Annotated in this window: 15 protein-coding genes; 4 read left to right on the plus strand and 11 right to left on the minus strand. The window is 48.2% G+C overall.

The window, feature by feature from the left end:
* Positions 1-107: 107 nt before the first annotated feature.
* From JNUCC31_RS11315 to uvrB, 3 genes are all read right to left on the minus strand, one after another.
* A complete protein-coding gene (locus tag JNUCC31_RS11315; RefSeq protein ID WP_024631564.1) occupies positions 108-320 on the minus strand; it encodes a hypothetical protein in 213 nt (70 codons plus the stop codon).
* Between the two features lie 446 nt (positions 321-766).
* Complete coding sequence (gene uvrA, locus JNUCC31_RS11320; protein ID WP_192271163.1) at positions 767-3,625, minus strand: excinuclease ABC subunit UvrA; 2,859 nt, start codon at positions 3,623-3,625, stop codon at positions 767-769.
* A gap of 523 nt (positions 3,626-4,148) precedes the next feature.
* Positions 4,149-6,140, minus strand: coding sequence for an excinuclease ABC subunit UvrB (uvrB, locus tag JNUCC31_RS11325; protein ID WP_192271164.1), 1,992 nt, complete (start codon positions 6,138-6,140; stop codon positions 4,149-4,151).
* Between the two features lie 169 nt (positions 6,141-6,309).
* Here uvrB and JNUCC31_RS11330 point away from each other — a divergent pair, with 169 nt between their 5' ends.
* Both JNUCC31_RS11330 and JNUCC31_RS11335 read left to right on the plus strand, forming a co-directional pair.
* Positions 6,310-7,107, plus strand: coding sequence for a flagellar motor protein (locus JNUCC31_RS11330; RefSeq protein WP_192271165.1), 798 nt, complete (start codon positions 6,310-6,312; stop codon positions 7,105-7,107).
* On the plus strand, positions 7,091-7,933 hold the full coding sequence (locus tag JNUCC31_RS11335) for an OmpA/MotB family protein (protein ID WP_192271166.1): 843 nt from the start codon (positions 7,091-7,093) through the stop codon (positions 7,931-7,933). Before JNUCC31_RS11330 ends, JNUCC31_RS11335 begins: the two co-directional genes overlap by 17 nt.
* A gap of 123 nt (positions 7,934-8,056) precedes the next feature.
* On the opposite strand, the gene JNUCC31_RS11340 is transcribed toward JNUCC31_RS11335, so the two are convergent.
* Genes JNUCC31_RS11340 through JNUCC31_RS11350 form a run of 3 tightly spaced genes read right to left on the minus strand, consistent with a single transcriptional unit; the run spans position 8,057 to position 11,362 of the window.
* Positions 8,057-9,235 carry an ABC transporter permease gene (locus JNUCC31_RS11340; protein WP_192271167.1) on the minus strand — a complete coding sequence of 393 codons (1,179 nt, stop codon included), beginning with the start codon at positions 9,233-9,235 and terminating at the stop codon, positions 8,057-8,059.
* The gene (locus tag JNUCC31_RS11345; RefSeq protein WP_192271168.1) at positions 9,228-10,412 is read right to left on the minus strand and encodes an ABC transporter permease; all 1,185 of its coding nucleotides are present in this window, start codon (positions 10,410-10,412) and stop codon (positions 9,228-9,230) included. Before JNUCC31_RS11345 ends, JNUCC31_RS11340 begins: the two co-directional genes overlap by 8 nt.
* Before the next feature lie 11 nt (positions 10,413-10,423).
* A complete protein-coding gene (locus tag JNUCC31_RS11350) occupies positions 10,424-11,362 on the minus strand; it encodes an ABC transporter ATP-binding protein (RefSeq protein ID WP_323374373.1) in 939 nt (312 codons plus the stop codon).
* Between the two features lie 204 nt (positions 11,363-11,566).
* On the opposite strand from JNUCC31_RS11350, the gene JNUCC31_RS11355 reads away from it, so the two are divergent.
* The gene (locus JNUCC31_RS11355; RefSeq protein WP_192271170.1) at positions 11,567-12,841 is read left to right on the plus strand and encodes a sensor histidine kinase; all 1,275 of its coding nucleotides are present in this window, start codon (positions 11,567-11,569) and stop codon (positions 12,839-12,841) included.
* A 19-nt stretch (positions 12,842-12,860) separates the two neighbouring features.
* Positions 12,861-13,553, plus strand: coding sequence for a response regulator transcription factor (locus tag JNUCC31_RS11360; RefSeq protein ID WP_192271172.1), 693 nt, complete (start codon positions 12,861-12,863; stop codon positions 13,551-13,553).
* Positions 13,554-13,606: 53 nt separating this feature from the next.
* Here the strand turns inward: JNUCC31_RS11360 and JNUCC31_RS11365 are convergent, their stop codons facing one another.
* The 5 genes from JNUCC31_RS11365 to ftsE form a co-directional block, all read right to left on the minus strand.
* Positions 13,607-14,929, minus strand: a complete 1,323-nt coding sequence (locus JNUCC31_RS11365) for a PDZ domain-containing protein (RefSeq protein WP_192271174.1) — start codon at positions 14,927-14,929, stop codon at positions 13,607-13,609.
* Between the two features lie 64 nt (positions 14,930-14,993).
* Positions 14,994-16,463, minus strand: coding sequence for a S41 family peptidase (locus tag JNUCC31_RS11370; RefSeq protein ID WP_192271176.1), 1,470 nt, complete (start codon positions 16,461-16,463; stop codon positions 14,994-14,996).
* 134 nt (positions 16,464-16,597) lie between these two features.
* Positions 16,598-17,878: a murein hydrolase activator EnvC family protein gene (locus tag JNUCC31_RS11375; protein ID WP_192271178.1), complete on the minus strand. Its 1,281-nt coding sequence runs from the start codon at positions 17,876-17,878 to the stop codon at positions 16,598-16,600.
* Positions 17,879-18,029: 151 nt separating this feature from the next.
* Positions 18,030-18,947, minus strand: a complete 918-nt coding sequence (gene ftsX / locus JNUCC31_RS11380) for a permease-like cell division protein FtsX (RefSeq protein WP_192271180.1) — start codon at positions 18,945-18,947, stop codon at positions 18,030-18,032.
* Positions 18,937-19,623 carry a cell division ATP-binding protein FtsE gene (gene ftsE / locus JNUCC31_RS11385; RefSeq protein ID WP_024631580.1) on the minus strand — a complete coding sequence of 229 codons (687 nt, stop codon included), beginning with the start codon at positions 19,621-19,623 and terminating at the stop codon, positions 18,937-18,939. Before ftsE ends, ftsX begins: the two co-directional genes overlap by 11 nt.
* Positions 19,624-19,728: the final 105 nt, after the last annotated feature.

A 19,728-nucleotide genomic window follows, 5' to 3' on the forward strand; every position in this document is an offset into this window, starting at 1 on the left:
TTTCTATTCCACCCTGCAAAACACAAAAAAACACCCTCCTCAACTCCCCTGGAAAGTGTTTATCTGTTCTTCAACTTGATGTTTTTTTGAATTATTCAGCGGTTTCCCTACGAACCAAACCAACCGGTGATCATAGCATAATCCGTCAACAAAAATACCAAAAGACTGACCACTGCAAATCCGATGGCAAACAAATTTTTCTTCGGTGCACGAATCAGACGTACTACTCCGATGAAAATCAGAATCGTAAACAAGATGACAAAAATATCAAACGCATTAAAATTCGAAGTACTCGCCGTGGCAGCTTCTGCAAACAGCATGGATAGACAGACCTCCTCACCATAGTTGAACAAGCATTTCGCATAAAATCCAGTATTGCAACCTGCTGAAATGCTAACGCATACCCTAATATCTTCCTCTATGTTATCTGTACCCCGCTTGTAATGCAAGCCCTATCATCCAGAAAAATGAAAAAAATCCAGTTTGGACGCACATTCCTGCAATGCTTGCTCCATCGCATATGTAAACACTTTCACGTTATCATAATCGTAAAACCCTTCTCCTCGGAAGCAGGGGACATCAGATCATACATTGATGCCTCCTACTTCATGAAAAGAAGGGTTAGAAATGTGAAAACCAATCTTCCTACTATACTGCAATGATTAACAGATGAAGCGGGTGTAAATATGGTTGTGGGATAACGAGAATGCTGATGAGGATGAAAAGATAGATCATATCCATTTTTCATCCTCATCTCTGCAAGCAGTTACTCCGTCAATTGTAACGTTTTGCTTCGTTCCGTATCCCGCTCCAAGACTGGCTTCAAGTACTTGCCTGTATAGGAAGCTTCCACTTTAATAATATCCTCTGGCGTGCCTGTCGCAACGATGGTTCCTCCACCACTGCCGCCTTCCGGGCCCAGATCAACGATATAATCGGCTGTTTTGATAACGTCCAGGTTATGCTCGATAACCAATACGGATTCGCCGGAGTCCACCAGACGATGCAGTACGTTCAGCAGACGATCGATGTCATCGACATGCAGACCCGTGGTTGGCTCATCCAAGATGTATATCGTTTTGCCCGTACTGCGGCGATACAGCTCGGAAGCAAGTTTCACCCGTTGTGCCTCGCCGCCGGATAACGTTGTTGCAGGCTGCCCCAAGTTAATGTAACCCAAGCCCACGTCGAGCAAGGTTTGCATTTTGCGATGAATTTTCGGAATGTTCTCAAAGAATTGCGTTGCATCCTCTACCGTCATTTCAAGCACATCTGCAATATTTTTGTTTTTGTATCTGACCTCAAGTGTTTCACGGTTGTACCGTTTGCCTTTGCAGACCTCGCAAGGTACATAGACGTCCGGCAGGAAGTGCATCTCGATCTTGATAATGCCGTCCCCGCGACAAGCTTCACAACGTCCACCTTTAATGTTAAAACTAAACCGACCCTTTTTGTATCCGCGCACTTTGGCTTCATTGGTCTGTGCAAACAGATCCCGGATGTCATCAAAGACACCTGTGTACGTAGCCGGGTTAGACCGTGGTGTCCGCCCGATTGGCGACTGGTCGATATCAATGACTTTATCAATATGTTCCAGACCCCGAATTTCTTTGTGCATACCTGGGCGTACGCGTGCACGGTTTAGATCACGAGCCAGTGTTTTGTACAAAATCTCATTGATCAGCGTTGATTTACCCGAGCCGGAGACGCCTGTTACCGCGGTAAATACACCTACCGGAATTTTCACATTCAGGTTTTTCAGATTATTTTCCTTCGCTCCGCGCACTTCCAGCCATCGGTCTCCAACACTACGGCGTTCGGTACGTACCGGAATGAACTTGCGTCCACTTAAATATTGACCTGTTAGCGAGTTCTCGTCATTCATGATCTCTTCCGGTGTACCCTGCGACATCACGGTACCCCCGTGGATACCTGCACCCGGACCAATGTCAATGATATAGTCGGCAGCCAGCATTGTATCTTCATCATGTTCAACGACAATCAGAGTGTTACCGATATCCCGCATATGAGCAAGGGTAGAGATCAGGCGATCATTATCCCGTTGATGCAAACCGATACTTGGCTCGTCCAGAATGTACAATACACCCATGAGACTGGAACCGATTTGTGTCGCCAATCTGATCCGTTGGGCTTCACCACCAGACAATGTTCCGGCAGCACGACTCAGGGTCAGGTAATCCAGACCTACGTTCACCAGGAATCCGAGGCGGCTGTTGATTTCTTTTAAAATAAGTTTGGCAATAGTCTGCTCCTTCTCACTCAATTGCAGTGAATCGAAGAAACGACCAGCTTCTCCAATGGACAAGCTTGTTACATACGCCATGTTGTGATCGTTAATGGTAACAGCAAGGCTCTCACGTTTCAGTCGGTGTCCTTTGCATGTACCACAAGGCTTCGCACTCATATAACCTTCAATGAATTCACGGATACCTTCGGATGCTGTCTCACGGTAACGACGCTCCAGATTATTGACAATCCCTTCAAAGGTAACCAGAGCCTCTTTCCGTTGACCAAAATCATTCTCATACCGGAAACGTATTTTCTCCGTACCTGTCCCCAGTAACAGCTTGTTCATCTGTTCAGCAGGGAGATCCTCTACAGGTACGTTTTGCGGAATGTTAAAGTGTTCGCATACCGACTTAAGGAACTGCGGGTAATAGGTTGACGTTCCACCTGTCCAGGCATCAAAAGCACCGTCTTCAATCGTTTTACTGCGATCTGGTACCAGCAGATCAGGGTCAACTATCATTTTGACACCTAAACCATCACATTCTGGACAAGCTCCAAACGGACTGTTGAATGAAAACATCCGCGGAGCCAACTCATCAATACTAAATCCGCATACCGGGCAGGCAAAGTTGGAACTGAAGCGCAGCTCTTCCTCACCCATAATATCTACCAATAACTGTCCGCCAGACAGATTAAGTGCAGTCTCAATCGAGTCCGCCAACCGTGATTGCACATCTTCCTTGATGACAATCCGGTCAACGACGACTTCAATTGTATGTTTTTTGTTCTTTTCCAATTGGATATCTTCAGATAAATCACGTAATTCCCCGTTTACCCGTACACGGACAAACCCTTGCTTTGCAATATCGGAAAACACACTTTTGTGTTCCCCTTTACGGCCTGAGACAATCGGTGCCAAAATCTGTAGCCGGGTCCGCTCAGGATATTGCATGATGCGGTCTACCATCTGCTCTACGGTCTGGGATGTGATCTCCACACCATGATCCGGGCAATGAGGATGCCCAATACGTGCAAATAACAGACGCAGATAATCATAAATCTCCGTAACGGTTCCGACGGTGGAACGCGGGTTACGACTTGTCGTTTTCTGATCTATGGAGATAGCCGGGGACAACCCTTCAATGGAATCGACATCCGGTTTCTCCATCTGTCCCAGAAACTGTCGTGCATAGGCCGACAACGATTCCACATAACGTCGTTGTCCTTCGGCATATATCGTGTCAAAAGCCAGCGAGGACTTGCCTGAGCCACTCAGACCGGTCAATACGACAAAACGGTCACGCGGGATGGTGATATCGATGTTCTTCAGGTTATGCGCTCGCGCGCCTTTAATGACAATGTTCTCGCTCGCCAATAGTATTCATCCTCTCAATGTTGTAATTCCAACCTTATTTAAAGGCTTTTCGATCCCACCCAAACCCTCCCTTCCAAGGGAGGGCCCCAGAGGGCGCAGCCCTCTGGACACCCGAAACAGGCGGTGCAATGTTGAGGGGTCGGGTCTTGCTATGTGAAGGTGTGTCGTGTGCCCGCAGCCTCGTCCAAGATTCCGGCCGTTTGCCGGTTCTCTTGGACGGCCGCTCTACCGTGAGAGGACGCTCACGGCTTCGCCTCGTTCGCGGAGGTCGCCATTGCCTTTGGCTCGGCTCCCAGGTACACGACTACCAAACGCTTTCCTATAAACCTTTTAACCAATTTCAAGTTTTCTATCAGTATAGACCTGATTTCACATTTTCAACATGTCTAATTATCGGTAGAACCGACTGATTTCCTTACTCAACAAGAGAACGGCCAGTTGGCCGTTCTCTTGTTGCAAATTTATCCTTCAACCGCATCATATCGATGCTCTATCTGATCTTACAAATCATGCCCGCTCAAGGCTATTCTGCACGCAGCTCCAACAATGCATCGCGAAGTTCAGCAGCACGCTCAAACTGCAGGTTTTTGGCGGCGTCTTTCATCTCTGCCTCTAGGCGCTGAATAAGCGACTGACGTTCCTTCTTCGACATCTTCTCAGCAGCGCCTGTAAGATAGTCTTTCTTGGATTCGGCCACTTTGGTTGCTTCAATCACATCACGCACTTTTTTACGAATCGTCTGTGGTGTAATGCCATGTTTTTCGTTATATTCAATCTGAATTGCACGACGGCGTTCCGTTTCCTTAATCGCCTTATCCATCGAATCCGTCACTTTGTCACCATACAGGATAACTCGACCTTCGCTGTTCCGTGCCGCCCGGCCAATCGTTTGAATCAGCGATCGTTCGGAGCGCAGGAACCCTTCCTTGTCCGCATCCAAAATGGCTACCAGAGAAACCTCGGGAAGATCCAGACCTTCCCTGAGCAGGTTGATTCCGATCAACACATGGAATGTACCCAACCTGAGATCACGCAGGATCGCCATACGTTCCAACGTCTTGATCTCAGAGTGCAAATATCGCACCTTGATGCCGACCTCCTTCAGATAATCTGTCAGATCCTCGGACATCTTTTTCGTTAATGTCGTGATCAAGACACGTTCATCCTTGGCAATCCGGTCGTTAATCTCACCGATTAGGTCATCGATTTGCCCCTTCGTTGGACGCAGTTCAATAATTGGATCAAGCAGACCGGTAGGACGAATGATCTGTTGTACCATTGTATCCGTATGCTCTATCTCGTAAGGACCTGGTGTCGCAGATACATAGATGATCTGATTCATCTTTCCCTCAAACTCTTCGAATTTGAGCGGACGGTTATCCAGTGCAGATGGCAGACGGAATCCATGTTCAACCAGCACGTTCTTCCTGGCTTGGTCACCGTTATACATCGCACGGATCTGTGGCAGCGTCACATGAGACTCATCGACCACGATCAACATATCATCCGGAAAATAGTCCATCAGCGTGTAGGGTGTATCGCCACGTTCGCGGAATGTCAGTGGTCCGGAATAGTTCTCGATTCCTGAACAGAAACCGACTTCCTTCATCATCTCGATATCATACCGTGTACGTTGCTCCAGTCGCTGAGCCTCCAGCAATTTCCCTTGTTCACGCAATACTTCAAGCCGTTCTTCCAGTTCACGCTCAATATTCACCAGCGCCACGCGCATCGTCTCTTCTTGGGTTACGAAGTGAGACGCCGGGAAGATCGCAATATGTTCACGTTCGCCAACCAGTTCTCCGGTTAACACGTCAATTTCCGTAATTTTCTCAATCTCATCTCCGAACAACTCCACCCGAATCGCATGCTCACCCTTCGACGCAGGGAAAATCTCAATGACATCACCGCGTACGCGGAACGTGCCCCGCACAAAGTTAATATCATTCCGTTGGTACTGAATCTCCACCAGACGAGACAAAATCTGATTGCGCGGTTTCTCCATGCCTACCCGCAGGGACAAAAGCATGCTGGAATACGAATGCGGTGAACCCAAACCATAAATGCAGGACACACTCGCTACAATGATGACATCCCTGCGTTCAAACAATGAACTCGTAGCCGCATGGCGAAGTTTATCGATCTCTTCATTGATACTCGAATCCTTCTCGATGTACGTATCCGAGGAAGGAATATAGGCCTCTGGCTGAAAATAGTCGTAGTAACTGACAAAATACTCAACCATGTTATTCGGAAAAAAATCTTTGAACTCACTTGCAAGCTGTGCTGCCAGCGTCTTATTGTGGGCAATAATCAGCGTGGGACGTTGCAGCTTGGCAATCGTCTGTGCAATGGTGAACGTTTTACCCGTACCGGTTGCACCCAGCAGCGTCTGATATCTCTTCCCCTCCTGAACACCCTTCACCAATTCTTCAATGGCTGCAGGCTGATCACCTTGGGGAGAAAACTCTGACTCGATTTCGAACGTTTTGTCGCTCATTATAATATCGCTCATTGCCGTATCTCACCCTATCGTCTAAAATAATAGTCACTATATATTGTCGAAGTTCCCCGAATTTACATATGGGAAAACTTATATTAATAAGAATATTTGTTCCCGTTTAATTATACCTCGTCTGTGCAAGTGATGCAAACGCGAAGTGAAGATAGGAGTGGGTTAATTTATGGATATTGCGACACTTATCGGCATTATTGCCGGGATTGCCGCAGTCATTAGCGGTTTTTTATGGGAAGGGGGCCAATTATCAGGTTTGTTACAGAAAACGGCTGCTTTAATTGTATTTGGTGGAACGATTGCAGCAGTGGTTGCCAGCTTCCCTGCACATCGACTGCGTACGATTCCAGCTGCCCTGAGAATGGCTTTTGGACGCAACAACAACGAATCAAGCCAATGGGTTGAAGAACTTGTGGACATGTCTTCCATTGCTCGACGCTCGGGTGTACTTGCACTGGAACGCAAAGTGATGGATCACCCGCATCCCTTTTTACAAGACGGTATTCAAATGGTCGTCGATGGTACGGATCAGGATGTTGTTCGCCAGATCATGGAGATGGAGATTGACTCCGTTGAACAAAAACATGAAGGTTATGCCAAAATTTTCGAATCAGCAGGTGGTTATGCCCCAACCATGGGGATCATTGGTACCGTTATGGGCCTTATTCAGGTCCTTGGCAGCCTGACCGATCCTACCGGACTCGGACCAGCGATTGCTGTAGCCTTTACCGCCACCCTATACGGGGTCGCCAGTGCCAATCTGATCTTTTTGCCCATAGCCTCCAAAATCAAATCCCGCGGAGCAGATGAAATTCAAACAATGGAAATGCTGCTCGAAGGTGTGCTTGCCATTCAGAACGGGGAGAACCCTCAACTGGTGCGTAAACGGCTGGAATCCTTCACACTTACTCATCGTCAAACCACACGACCTGTAGTGAAGGAGGGATTGGATGAGTCGGCGCAGTAAGCGGCGCGGAAAACGTGAACCTGCCGATCATCGGGATCGCTGGATGATTACCTATGCCGATCTCATTACCCTGCTGCTGATCTTCTTCGTCATCATGTATGCCATGAGCCATCTCGATTCAGGTAAATATGACGTTGTTACTCAATCGTTGCAAAATACGTTTAACCAATCCAACTCCCTGCTTGACCAAGGTGAAGGGATTGCTGGTACAGCGGGACAAGCGATTACCAAGAATCCGCCATCTCAGATTCAAGGGGAGGACCCCGGAGAGGGTGAAGGCTCCATCTCAGGTTCCGAGACGGATATTCCCGAAGAGGATGATCAGCCCCTTACGGAACGGGAAGAACAATTCAGGTCACAGGAACAGGAGTTACAAAATCTGTTCAACGTGATTACCCAATATATTGAGGATAATAAACTGGAAAATCAGATTTTTGTCGCGGACAAGCCCCAGGGCATCTCCATTACGCTCAGTGACCACTTCCTGTTTGATCAGGGACAGGCAGCCCTCAAAGGCGATGCTGCACCCACACTGACCAAACTGGCAAGCCTGTTCCGTGATCTCAACACTGTTGTCAGCATTGAAGGGCATACGGACAACGTTCCTGTCGGTGCGAACTCTACCTATAAAGACAACTGGGAACTTTCCGGTGAACGCGCATTGTCTGTATTACGATTTTTCCTGGATAAAGAAAAACTCGACCCTGACGGATTCCAGTATGCCGGATACGCGGACACACGCCCAACCAGTGACAACACCACAGCGGCTGGACGGCAAAAGAACCGCCGTGTGGAAATTACCGTTTTGCGCCAACTCCAGCCCTAGTCTTCAACCTTTCGCGTAATGCATCTTTGCTCCATAATATAAAGAGCACGTTCTTGCTGAATTCGATTCAGAAGAACGTGCTTTTTGATTATACTCTGATCTAATTTTTCTATAACCTACCTATCAAGAGTCTACACCCGGCTGGCTGGGACGTAAAATCACCGAACCCACGGTCAGCAAAATGGCAGCCATGCCCCCCAGAATTAACAGCGGCAGTGTGATATCTGACAATGTACCGCCTGCAGAGACTGTTTCCACAGCCTGAATCGTCCATTTCTGTGGCACAAAATTAGCGAGTTTTTGCATGTAGTCCGGCATAATCGACAGCGGCCAGAAGCAGCCGCCAATCATACACGTCGGTGTAATGATCAGCGAATTCAACATGTTTGCATTTTTGGATTCACGGATCAATCCGGCAACCGTACTTGCAATGCCCATGGAAACCAGCATGAACGCAGCCAGAATGAGGAAATGAATGCCAAAGGGAATTCCCGCATCATAATGAAGCACCCATCTGCTGATCCCCAGAACCAGAACAATCTGGATCATGCCAATCGCAAAGCTGCCCAGGAAATTACCAAGCGCGATTTCATAGGCGCGGACTGGGGCCGTGTAGACCCTTGCCATCGTTCGCTGCCTGCGATCTTCCATAATAACAGCAACAGCACTCGTCAGCAGCCCCATCATGAACATAATCGTAAATCCGGTCACGTTGTTCAGGCCCGGTTTCGGATAAATCTGAAGGTCGGTTGCTTCGCCCGAAATTTGATGTTTGCCCAATTCCACTAACAACTGTTCGAATTTGGCTTGTACCTGAGCAGGATCAGGAGCCTCACCAGAAGCCGCATTTGTTGCCGCCAGTACTGCCGAAGCCGACTGATTCAGTCCAGCTGCCAACCCCTCCACCGCGGCTCTCAGCGTATAAGAGCTTTCACTGACACGAAGCTCGACCAGCTGTACTTCAGCCTGTTTATTTTTCAACAGGTCATTTGTATAATTCGCCGGGATGATCATCCCGGAACTCCCCTTTTGCTGGGCTATGGCTTCCTTAAGTTCGGCGACATTGTTCATTGGTTTGAGCAGGTATTCCTCCTTCTGGCCAAGCTCACCCAAGATCCATTCGCCTGCTGCTCCCTGATCTTCGTTTACATAGGGAATGACCGCACGTGTTCCTTGCTCACTCCCAAACAACAGAACCGCTCCACTGACGACAAGACAGGGAAGGAGAAAAAACGCAATGAAGCCACGTTTGCGCAATATGGTACGCCGGATCATCAACCAGGCAATATTCAGACTATTCATAGCGGTATCCCGCCTTTCTATAGATCAATGCCGCTGCCGCTACAAGTACCGCACATACCGCACTCAGCATCATGATGCTGGACATGATTTCACTTACGGGAGCGTTCAGCATCATTCGAAGAAAACTTTGCAAAGCCCAGTGGTTTACCGTAAATTCACTTATTCGTTGTACAAAATCAATGGCAATCGGTGTAAAGCCGCCGCTGATAAACGTCATGGCAATGATAATGCCCTGCAGAGCAGCACTTGCCGATGTGGCATTTTTGAAGAGCAGAGAAACAATTACGCCGAGAGTCATCGAAGCCAGCGTAATCAGCACACAGATCAGAACAATCAGCCAAGGATGTGTACCCCAGTTCACACCGTATAACCAATGTGTCATCAGTACGATGAGGATGGCCTGCATGAAAGCAAGGAGGCTATTGCCTGCAATTTTCCCTGCAAAGATGACTCCATTGCCAATTGGGGCTGCCTGTAAGCGCATTAATGTTTTTTTGTCTCTCTCCCCAAAAAGGCTATTACTTGTTGTCATGCCTGAATAAAGCATGAACATGGCGAGCATGGAAGCCGCATAGTATTGTGAAGCACTATAGGAATTCCCCGCTTTTCCAGGACTACTGACCGTTACAAAGGATGCGTTCGAGGCATTGGTTTGCGATTTCACACCCATTACAGCCATCGCTTCCGGACCTAACACCTTTGCCCCAGCGACTTGTCTGTTCAGTTCGTCTGTGAATCGGGCAAACAACGTCTGACCCACGACATTAAGCGTGCCATCTTTCCCCAGTATCCATTGCAGTTTCGCCTCTTTCCCTTTCATGATCTGCTCCTCCAGATCGGCTGGGACGATGACTGCAAAATCCAGTTCACCACGACGCAGAGCATACACAGCCTCTTCTTCTGAAGACATGGATTGTACATTCATCATGCTCGCTATCGCCGGAGAAGCCACAAACGATTTCAGCGCTTTACTGACCCAACCGGATGAAGATTCTGCCTGTAGAATACCCACTCTCACCGAGTCCGGGATCGCTCCCTTACCAGTATCCATCGTACTGGAAAGTGCAGTACCCAATATAAAGATCAGCAGCAACGGCAAAATGAACAGGTTCAGCAGAACCGAGCGAATTTTCAGTATGCGTCTTAACTCAAAGATACAAATATGCCATACTTTCATCGGATATCCCCCTAGTCCCGCAGCGTACGTCCGGTCAGATTGAGGAACAACGTTTCCAGATCCGGCTCTTCGACCTGGAGCGACTGAATGGAAACTTCGTGTTTGCTGCAAATGAAAAGCATATCTTGCAGATCTGGCTGTGCCGCAGGCAACGTAATCGTCAGTGTATCCCCCGAAACCTCTACCGCTCGCACGCGGGGGTGCAGTTTCAACTCCTCCACCACAGCTGGACCGATACCCAAAGTCGTGAGTACGATTTTTTCCTCGGTTGCGACCCGTTCTCTCAGTTCTGCTTCAGTACCGCACGCAATAATATGACCTTTATCCATAATCGCTACCCGGTGGCTGATCGCAGCAACTTCTTCCATATAATGACTGGTATAGATAATGGTTGAACCCATCTGATTAAGTGTGCGCACCGATTCCAGAATATGATTCCGAGATTGCGGATCAATACCGACCGTCGGTTCATCCATAATGATCAGCTCCGGGCGGTGCGTAATGGCACATGCAATATTCAGCCTGCGTTTCATCCCACCGGAGAAGGTGGACGGGGCATCCTTCGCTCTGTCCTGCAAACCTACAAACTCCAGCGATTCCTCTACCTTTTCCTTCAGCAGCTTCCCACGCAGCCCGTATAACCGGGCAAAAAAAGTGACGTTATCTGCAGCACTCATCGTTTCGTATAAAGCCAGATCCTGCGGCACCAGCCCGATCTTTCGCTTAACTTCAAGCGGTCTTTCCTTAACGGATATGCCACCCAGACGGATTTCGCCCTGATCGAAGTTCAGGAGCCCGGCAATCATGCTGATGGTCGTACTTTTGCCTGCCCCATTGGGACCCAGCAGCCCGAAGATTTCACCTTTGCCCACATTCAGGTTTAAATGATCCACCGAAATCTTGCTGCCATATCGTTTCACTAAATTTTCGACTTCAAGTATAACAACCATCGTCCTCGCTCCTCTTACTCCAGTTTTCTTCCTGGGTTTCATATCTGTATTGTAACGGATTGCCTTCTTTTGCGAAGGTACGAAAGGTCATGAAACGAAGGTGACTTAAGTCATCTCCTGCTCGGGATGCGGCTTATGATATAATTCAGGGTACATTAACGGGTGATTTTTTCACTCCACTTTTGAAAAGGATGTTACTGACATATGCCGATGCGGTTATTGCAATACGGTTTAATTATCGTTCCGTCTGTGTTGTACATCTTGACGCTTCCCATGGAACGAGAAGATGTATATACCCTATATATCATCATTGCTATTGGACTTGCCGTGTGCAAAGACTTCGCTCGTTCAAGCACTTCACGTATGCTGTTGCTTCTGGTGGAAATGCTCTGGAACTGCTGGCTGATCGTTTTATATGGACCATTTATGTTGTTCCTCTCCCTATCCGTGCTATATGTATATATGTATAAACTGGGAGGGAACCTTCGCTGGCTGATGCTGGGAGCCCAACTCCTTATAAGCAATGTCGCATTACACTGGCACTACGCAGCCCCATCGGAGCTGCCCCCATGGTTCAATGTATCCCTGACCATATCAGGCACCCCATTCACTGAAGAGACAACCGGAAGAATTGTCGGTAACCTGTTCTTGCTCATTATGGCTGCACTCTCCTGGCAGGGGGCCAAGACGGCAAACAGCCGGGGACAGCTGGAACAGGTGTATGATGAAATTCGCAGCAAACATTACGAGCTACAGGAAGCACGCGCACAGCTATTGCAATTCACGAAGCAACTTGAAGGCTTGGCACAAGCGGAGGAACGCACCCGTATCTCAAGACAGCTTCATGATGATATCGGACACCGCCTGATTCGCACCAAGATGATGTCTGAGGCTGCCCTGCTGACTCTTCCAACGAATACGGAACAAGGTACGGTAATGGTAAGACAGATCCGGGATCAATTGGCGGCCAGTATGGATGATATGCGCACGACACTCCACAAATTGCGGTCTGACTCATACTTATCGGATGCCTATGCACTGGATCGTCTACTCGAAGAATTGGGCAGGGAAACGGGTGTAAAAACAAATTACAAGGTTCACGGTCATTCCCAAGCCCTGTATCCCAGCATACAAATCGTCTTGTACAAAAATGCCAAAGAAGCCCTGACGAACGCTCTAAAACACGGGAATGCAACGATGATATCTATACAACTGGCATTTGGTGAGCGTGAAGTGTGCATGACCGTAACCAATGACGGGCAGATCCATTCCCGGCCCACCAAAGGATCAATGAAAGAACATGACGGGGAATCACATACTGACCGGAGTGCGAAAGCAGAGTCTGCAAAGCATGGCATGGGACACGAAGGAATGCGTATGCGAGCCCATTCGGTTGGGGGCACCCTGGAGATTCAATCCGATTATCCCTATACGGTGATCACACGGCTGCCAATCACGAAACAAACGGATATGATTTGAAAAGGAAGTGATGTGTCTCATGTCTGAACAAGAGAGTATCGATCCAATGAATGATGCTGTCTCACCCCAATACATTCGGTTGCTTCTCGCCGATGATGATTCCTTCATCCGCGAAAGTCTCAAAATACTGATCGGACTTGATCCTGGCATTACGGTCACAGGAACAGCTTCAAACGGAAGGGAAGCACTTACACTGCTGGAGACAGGAGCCATTGCCGACGTTGTACTCATGGATATTCGTATGCCAGATTGCGACGGAGTCGAAGGGACTCGAATCATTAAGTCACGTTTTCCTGACGTGCGGGTGTTAATGCTTACCACATTTGACGATGACGAGTACATTATTCAGGCTTTGCAGAACGGAGCCAGCGGTTATTTGCTCAAAAATGTGCCCCCTGACCGGATCATTCAAGGCATCAAAACCGTTCATAATGGCGATATGCTCATTCATCCTGATATCGCCCGCAAGCTGGCCAGTCTTCTCCGCCCAGCTGCAGTTCCTCAGGCACACGGACCCATCGACTCCTACGGACTGACCCGTATGGAACTGGGGGTTGCAGTAGCAATATCCGAAGGGTTATCCAACAAGGAAATTGCCGCCAAACTGTTCCTCAGCGAAGGTACGGTCAAAAACTATGTCACCGATATACTAGGTAAACTAAGCCTGCGGGATCGGACTCAGATTGCCATCTTTATGCTAAAAAATAAATAAAAAGAAAGGGTGTTTCCTCACCTGTGCAGGTTGTGGAAATACCCTTTCTTGGATCACATCTCTACAGACCTTTGCTCTCCTGCAGGTGCAGGGGGCAGGGCCAACGGAGCTTCGTCGGTTCGTTTATCATTACGTCGTGCGAACAATTTGAGACTTACGATATGAAACAACGTTAGGGGACGTAAACGGAGCGCCCAGGCTTCATGATTGTCCGGGGCCATGAGAACGCCAAGTTGATGATGCTCGCCTTCATAGATCGCCCGTTGCATGAACTTGCTCTCTCCCTGATGATTACGCACCTCCAGCTTGCAAAAGGCCGGATTCATGCGCAAGGCCCGATGTAATTGTTCGGGTGAATGCACCAGTACGCCATTCACCTTGTACAACGTCTCCCCCGCTTCAATCCCCAATTCTTCCGCAGGACTGTCAGGAATGACGCCCAGCACCTTCAGGCCGTGTTCAGGATGAACAAACAACGGGCTGCGGTTTTGTTCCTCGAAGCCACTGTACCACACCAGGAACTCATGTCCTGCGAAAGCAGCGAGGGCAGCGACCACCATGAATGGAGACCACCATACTGCCAGAAGACTACATACGAGTAGTCCTGTCCCATAGAGCAGCAACCGTTTCGCCGAAATCTTCACTTTCTGTCCAGGGAGCATACTCTGGGTAACCTCTCCGAATCCCAGTAAAATCGGCAGTGCAACCAGCATATAGCCACTACCCCCGTTCACCAGAGGGGACCATGGGAGCTCTGCCCCGCCCGTAACAGGAACAAGGATCAATAATGGAATCGGCCAAAAATGTTGCAGTTGGTACCCTCCGACAAGCTTGCCGCGTTTGCCTTCAAAGAGCAACGGCGATGCCATGGATACCCCTTGCATCCGTACCATGAATCCTTCGCCGATATGTAATACAGCTGCGAGCACAAGAAGTGCAGGCATATCCAGCGCACGTAAGGCTTCAGTGACAGTTCCTATCCATCCTTCGGGCTGCCAGCCCGAAGCCATATTTAAACCAAACTGCAACACACCAAGCAAACCTGCAGCATAAGCAAAGCATAAGTATCGGATACGGAACAACGCCAGAAAGATCGTAGCTGCCCATATACAGATCAGACTGCTCAGTGTGAGATGTGCCCCGAGGAACAGAGACACGATGGAGACTATTACTCCGATCACTATACCTCCAAGCACTGCACGAATGGTCTGAGTGATCGAGCTTTGCAGACGAACGTGGAACAATTTGCGTTCCTGTAATAATTGACGATGATAAACGAGAGCAATCAAGATTACCGCAATATAATAAAACGGCTGAATCAACAACTGCAACAATGCTTCCCCTAATGTAGTCAACCACAGCCAAACCCATTCCATTGTGGACGGTCACTCCTCTCCTTCAGTCGGTTCAGAAAAAAAGAAGGCTGAAAATCAGCCTTCTTTATGGCTTCGACACCGCGGACGAAATATCCTTTGAGACATTTTCGATCGCGCGCTTCAGCTGTGCATCATATTGAGGATTGGCAATGCGTTCAATCAGAGCCGCTTCCAGTGATTCCGCGGTTTTCTCGTCAATCTGGCCTGTTGCCTGAATGCCTTTTTGTTTCTGGAATGCTTTGACCGCTTCTTCCGTCTTCTGGTCATAGTATCCGTCCACACGATCCGGCTTAAAGTCAAGTCCTCTCAGCATCGTCTGCGCGCTTTTCACATCCGTGCTATTGCTGTCATATTTCAAAGGTAATTTTTCTTTGTTGATGGGTGCCACCGAGAAGTAATCCGGCTGGTTCACCGCAATATCCGGTTTGATTCCTTTTTCATGGATCCAGTCACCATTCGGAGTCAGCCATTTGGCGATGGTGATTTTGAGCAGGCTGCCATCACCCATCTGCTTGTCATAACTCGTCTGTACGGTTCCTTTACCAAAGGAATTTTCTCCAACCAGCGTTGCGCCTGCGGACTGTTGCAAGGCACCGGCCAAAATCTCGGACGCACTCGCGCTTCCTTTGTTCATCAATACCGTAATTGGATAGGATTTACCTGAACCGTTTGATTTACTTTGTTCCTTTTTACCATTCTTGTCTTCGACTTGAACAATAACCTTGCCTTTCGGAACAAATTGCTCGGCAATATCAATAACGACCTGCAAAACACCACCCGGGTCATTACGTACATCAATGATCAGGCCTTTCATGTTCTGCTTCTCCAGCTTCGCCAGTTCTTCCTTAAAGCGATCTCCTGTGTTGAGCGAGAATTGGGTAATTGTAATCACACCAACACCGTTATCCTCCATGTGGGCATACACCGTCTCCAAATCAATGTCATCACGTACAATGACAAATTCAATCAGTTCGGAAGATCCGGCACGTTTAACCTGTACCTTCGCTTCACTGCCTTTTGGACCTCTGATTTTGTTAACGGCTTTGTTCAGTTCCAAACCTTGTAAGGATTCACCATTGACCGACATAATCATGTCTTTGGCGCGAATACCCGCTTTTTCGGCTGGCGATCCTTTGATTGGGGATACTACCACCACATTCCCGTCCTGCGAGGATACTTCTGCACCGATTCCGGTAAATGAACCTTCAATTGATTCCTCGAACTGGGCCGCTGTTTCCTGCCCCATATAGTTGGAGTACGGATCACCAAGGGATTCCATCATGCCGTTGATCGCACCATCAATCAGTTTGGTTCGATCCACGTCTTTATAATAGTTGCTTGAGATCAAATCCATCGCGGTTTCAATCTTCTTCAAATCGTTCTTCTGCTGCGAACTGCCAGTAACACTGGCGAGCAGTCCTTCGCCAGATGTCGTCTGTGCCAGGCCAGGGGAGCTCATCAGCGCAAGCGTAAGCAGGCTGCCCCCAAGAAGGGCTACAATGACAAGCAGCAGGGCCGATCTTTTCTTCATCATCCGTTTGTCACCGCCTTTAGTATTGAAGCGTGTCAAATTCAATTGTTCCGTAAATCATTCCCTGAACATGCCAGCTTAGTATATGTCTAGCTTGTACGGAATATGTTCGTTCCATTCCAACCGTTGCCTAAAATCTACAAATAGTTGAATGGATTCACCGCTGTTCCATTATCACGTACTTCAAAATGCAAATGCGGTCCAGTAGAGTTGCCTGTACTGCCTGATTCAGCAATAATATCGCCACGGCTTACCGTGTCTCCCTTACTGACCTTAAATCCACCTTCACGTAAATGACCATATAACGTCCATAAGCCGCCTCCGTGGTCAACAATGACCGTGTAACCATAGCCGCTGTACCATTCAGCCATAATCACGATCCCGCCAGAAGCCGCATGAACTGACGTTCCTTGAGCAACCGCAAAGTCTACACCCGCATGCATTTTACCCACTTCACCCGTAATCGGGTGAATACGAGGTCCGAAGCCGGAAGATACACGCGCACCCGATACAGGCATCCCAAAGATACCGTTACCACTGGAGTACGTAGTACTACTGCTGCTGTTGGAGCTGACTTTGGTCGGCGCCTTGGCCGCCGCCGCCGCGCGGGCCGCCGCCGCTGCTTTTGCTTTAGCTGCTGCTGCCGCCTGCTGTTCACGCAATTTATTTTTCTCTTGCAGAAGCGCCGAACGCTTGCTTGCAATCTGCATCAATACGTCTTCCTGTTCTTGCGTCAGCTCTTCTGACTCTTCAATTTTAGCATCATAGGAAGCGAGAAGCACTTGCTTTTCTTGTTCCTTCTCATTCAACTGGGACTTGCGCTGTTTCTTCTGCGCATACAGGCTCTTGGCTTCCGCATATTGCACATCCAGTTCTGCCTTTTTGTCCACGACGAGCTGCTTGTCCTTTTTATGCTCATCCAGCAGATGCTGGTCCTGATCCACGATCGTTTTGAGTGAATCTGCACGAGTCAGGAAATCGGAGAAGCTTGTTGAAGTTAGCAATACATCGAGATAAGAAACGGCGCCGTCTGTATACATGAGACGTACACGTGATTCAAGCAATTTCTCCCGAGCCACAATACGATCTTCTGCTGCTTCCAGATCTTTCTTCGTTGCGCGAAGATCCTCTTCTGTATTTTCGATCTGCAAGGATACGTTCGCCAGTTCATCACTTACCACATTGATCTGCTCCATGACAACTTTCAGGTAAGCGTTGGTCTTGTTTTTGTAATGCTGGGCTTCCTTCTTGTTGCTGGCAGCCTTTTGCTGCTCTTTTTTGGCCGAAGCCGCCTTACTCTCCAGTTGCTGAATCTGCTGATCAATATCGCTAATGCTACTCTTGGCATATCCGTCAGAAGGTTGAAGCGTCAAACTGGCCAATAACGTTAAAGCCAGCAGCGAAGCTGTTTTTTTCAAAATGTGATCCCCCATCCTATGAATTCACAAGAAAGCAACCTGCACAGGTGGTGAACAGCATGTTCTTGCTTTCTTTACACTAAAGACTCCGTCATTACTACATATCGTCAAACAGTGTTCAGTTGTGAACCTGCTATGTCATTCTTTTCGATTAAACGTTAAGAGACTTGCGGATGGACAATGTGCTTCCCAAAATTCCAACCAACACACCAAGTCCGATCAACAGTGTTCCAAACAATAGCCAAATATCACCGAGTGGAATCAAATTAAGCATCTGCATAAATACATCCTGACCAATCGTAGCCATCAAACGGCTATATCCGAAGAACAGAACGGCTACCGTAATGGCCGAACCGATCAGTCCAATCAATGCCCCTTCGATAAAGAATGGCCAACGAATGAAGGTATTGGTTGCCCCAACCAGCTTCATGATACCGATCTCCCGGCGCCGTGCCAGAATCGTTACGCGAATCGTATTCGAGATCAGGAACATGGACATTAGAGCCAGTCCCCCGACAAAAATAAATCCGATATTCCGGACAAGCTTCGTAAATTTGAACAACACTTCCACCGTTTCCTTGCCGTAATTCACTTTCATGATTGGCTTCTCCGGATGTTTATCGTTCAATGCTTCAATTTTTTGCGCCACAAAAGTGACGGTTTCCGGTTCAATGACCTCTACTTCAATGGTCTCCGGCAGTGGATTGTTATCCACATCGAAACCGCTCAGCACATTGTCTGCACTTTCGCCAAGACGTTCACGGAACTCTTTGAGTCCTTCCTCTTTGGAGACAAAACGAATTTCACTGACTTCAGGCATGGCACTGATCTCCTGCTCCAGCGTGTTACGCAGGTTCTCATCCACATTCAGCTCAAGAAACGTACTGATCTCGACCTGACTGTCCACCTGGTTGGCCATGGAATTCACATTGAGCACCAGCAGCATGAACACACCCAAAATAAGCAGTGACACGATAATGGACATGATGGAGGCCACGGACATCCAGCCGTTGCGGAATACGTTTTTGAATCCCTCCCGCAAATGGCGCAAGAGAGTACTAAAATTCATAACCGTATTCCCCTCTCATCTGATCCCGTACAATCTGTCCCCGTTCAATCGCAATAACCCGTTTACGCATCGTATTGACGATATCTTTGTTGTGGGTTGCCATAACAATGGTTGTCCCCCGGAAATTAATCTCATCCAGCAGTTGCATAATCCCCCAAGACGTCTCCGGATCCAGATTCCCCGTAGGCTCGTCCGCAATAATGACAGACGGATTGTTCACGATGGCACGTGCGATGGCAATACGCTGCTGTTCCCCACCCGACAACTGTGAAGGTTCACGGTTCGCCTTGCTGCGCAGTCCCACCAGATCAAGCACTTCCATCACTCGCTTCTTGATGTGACGCTTCGGCGCTTCAATAACTTCCATGGCGAATGCCACGTTCTCAAATGCCGTCATGCGTGGCAGCAGACGGAAATCCTGGAACACAACGCCGATATTACGGCGCACATAAGGGATCTTACGTGGCTTCAACTTACCGATATTAAATCCGTTAATGGATATTTGTCCTTTGGTCGGAACTTCTTCCCGGTACATCAATTTCATAAATGTCGATTTGCCTGCGCCGGATGGACCGACGATATAGACAAATTCATTGCGGTCGATCTTCACCGACACCCCTTGTAATGCGTGGGTCCCATTGGCATAGGTCTTCCACACGTCCTGCATTTCTATCACATCATCACTTCCCGTTGCATAGTTAGCCATTATCATTTCGACACAATCCCGGCATTTCCTTTAAAAAGACCTGAATTTCATCAGGGAAAATCCATTTCGCCCCTT

This window comes from Paenibacillus sp. JNUCC-31, from assembly GCF_014844075.1.
GTDB lineage: Bacteria > Bacillota > Bacilli > Paenibacillales > Paenibacillaceae > Paenibacillus.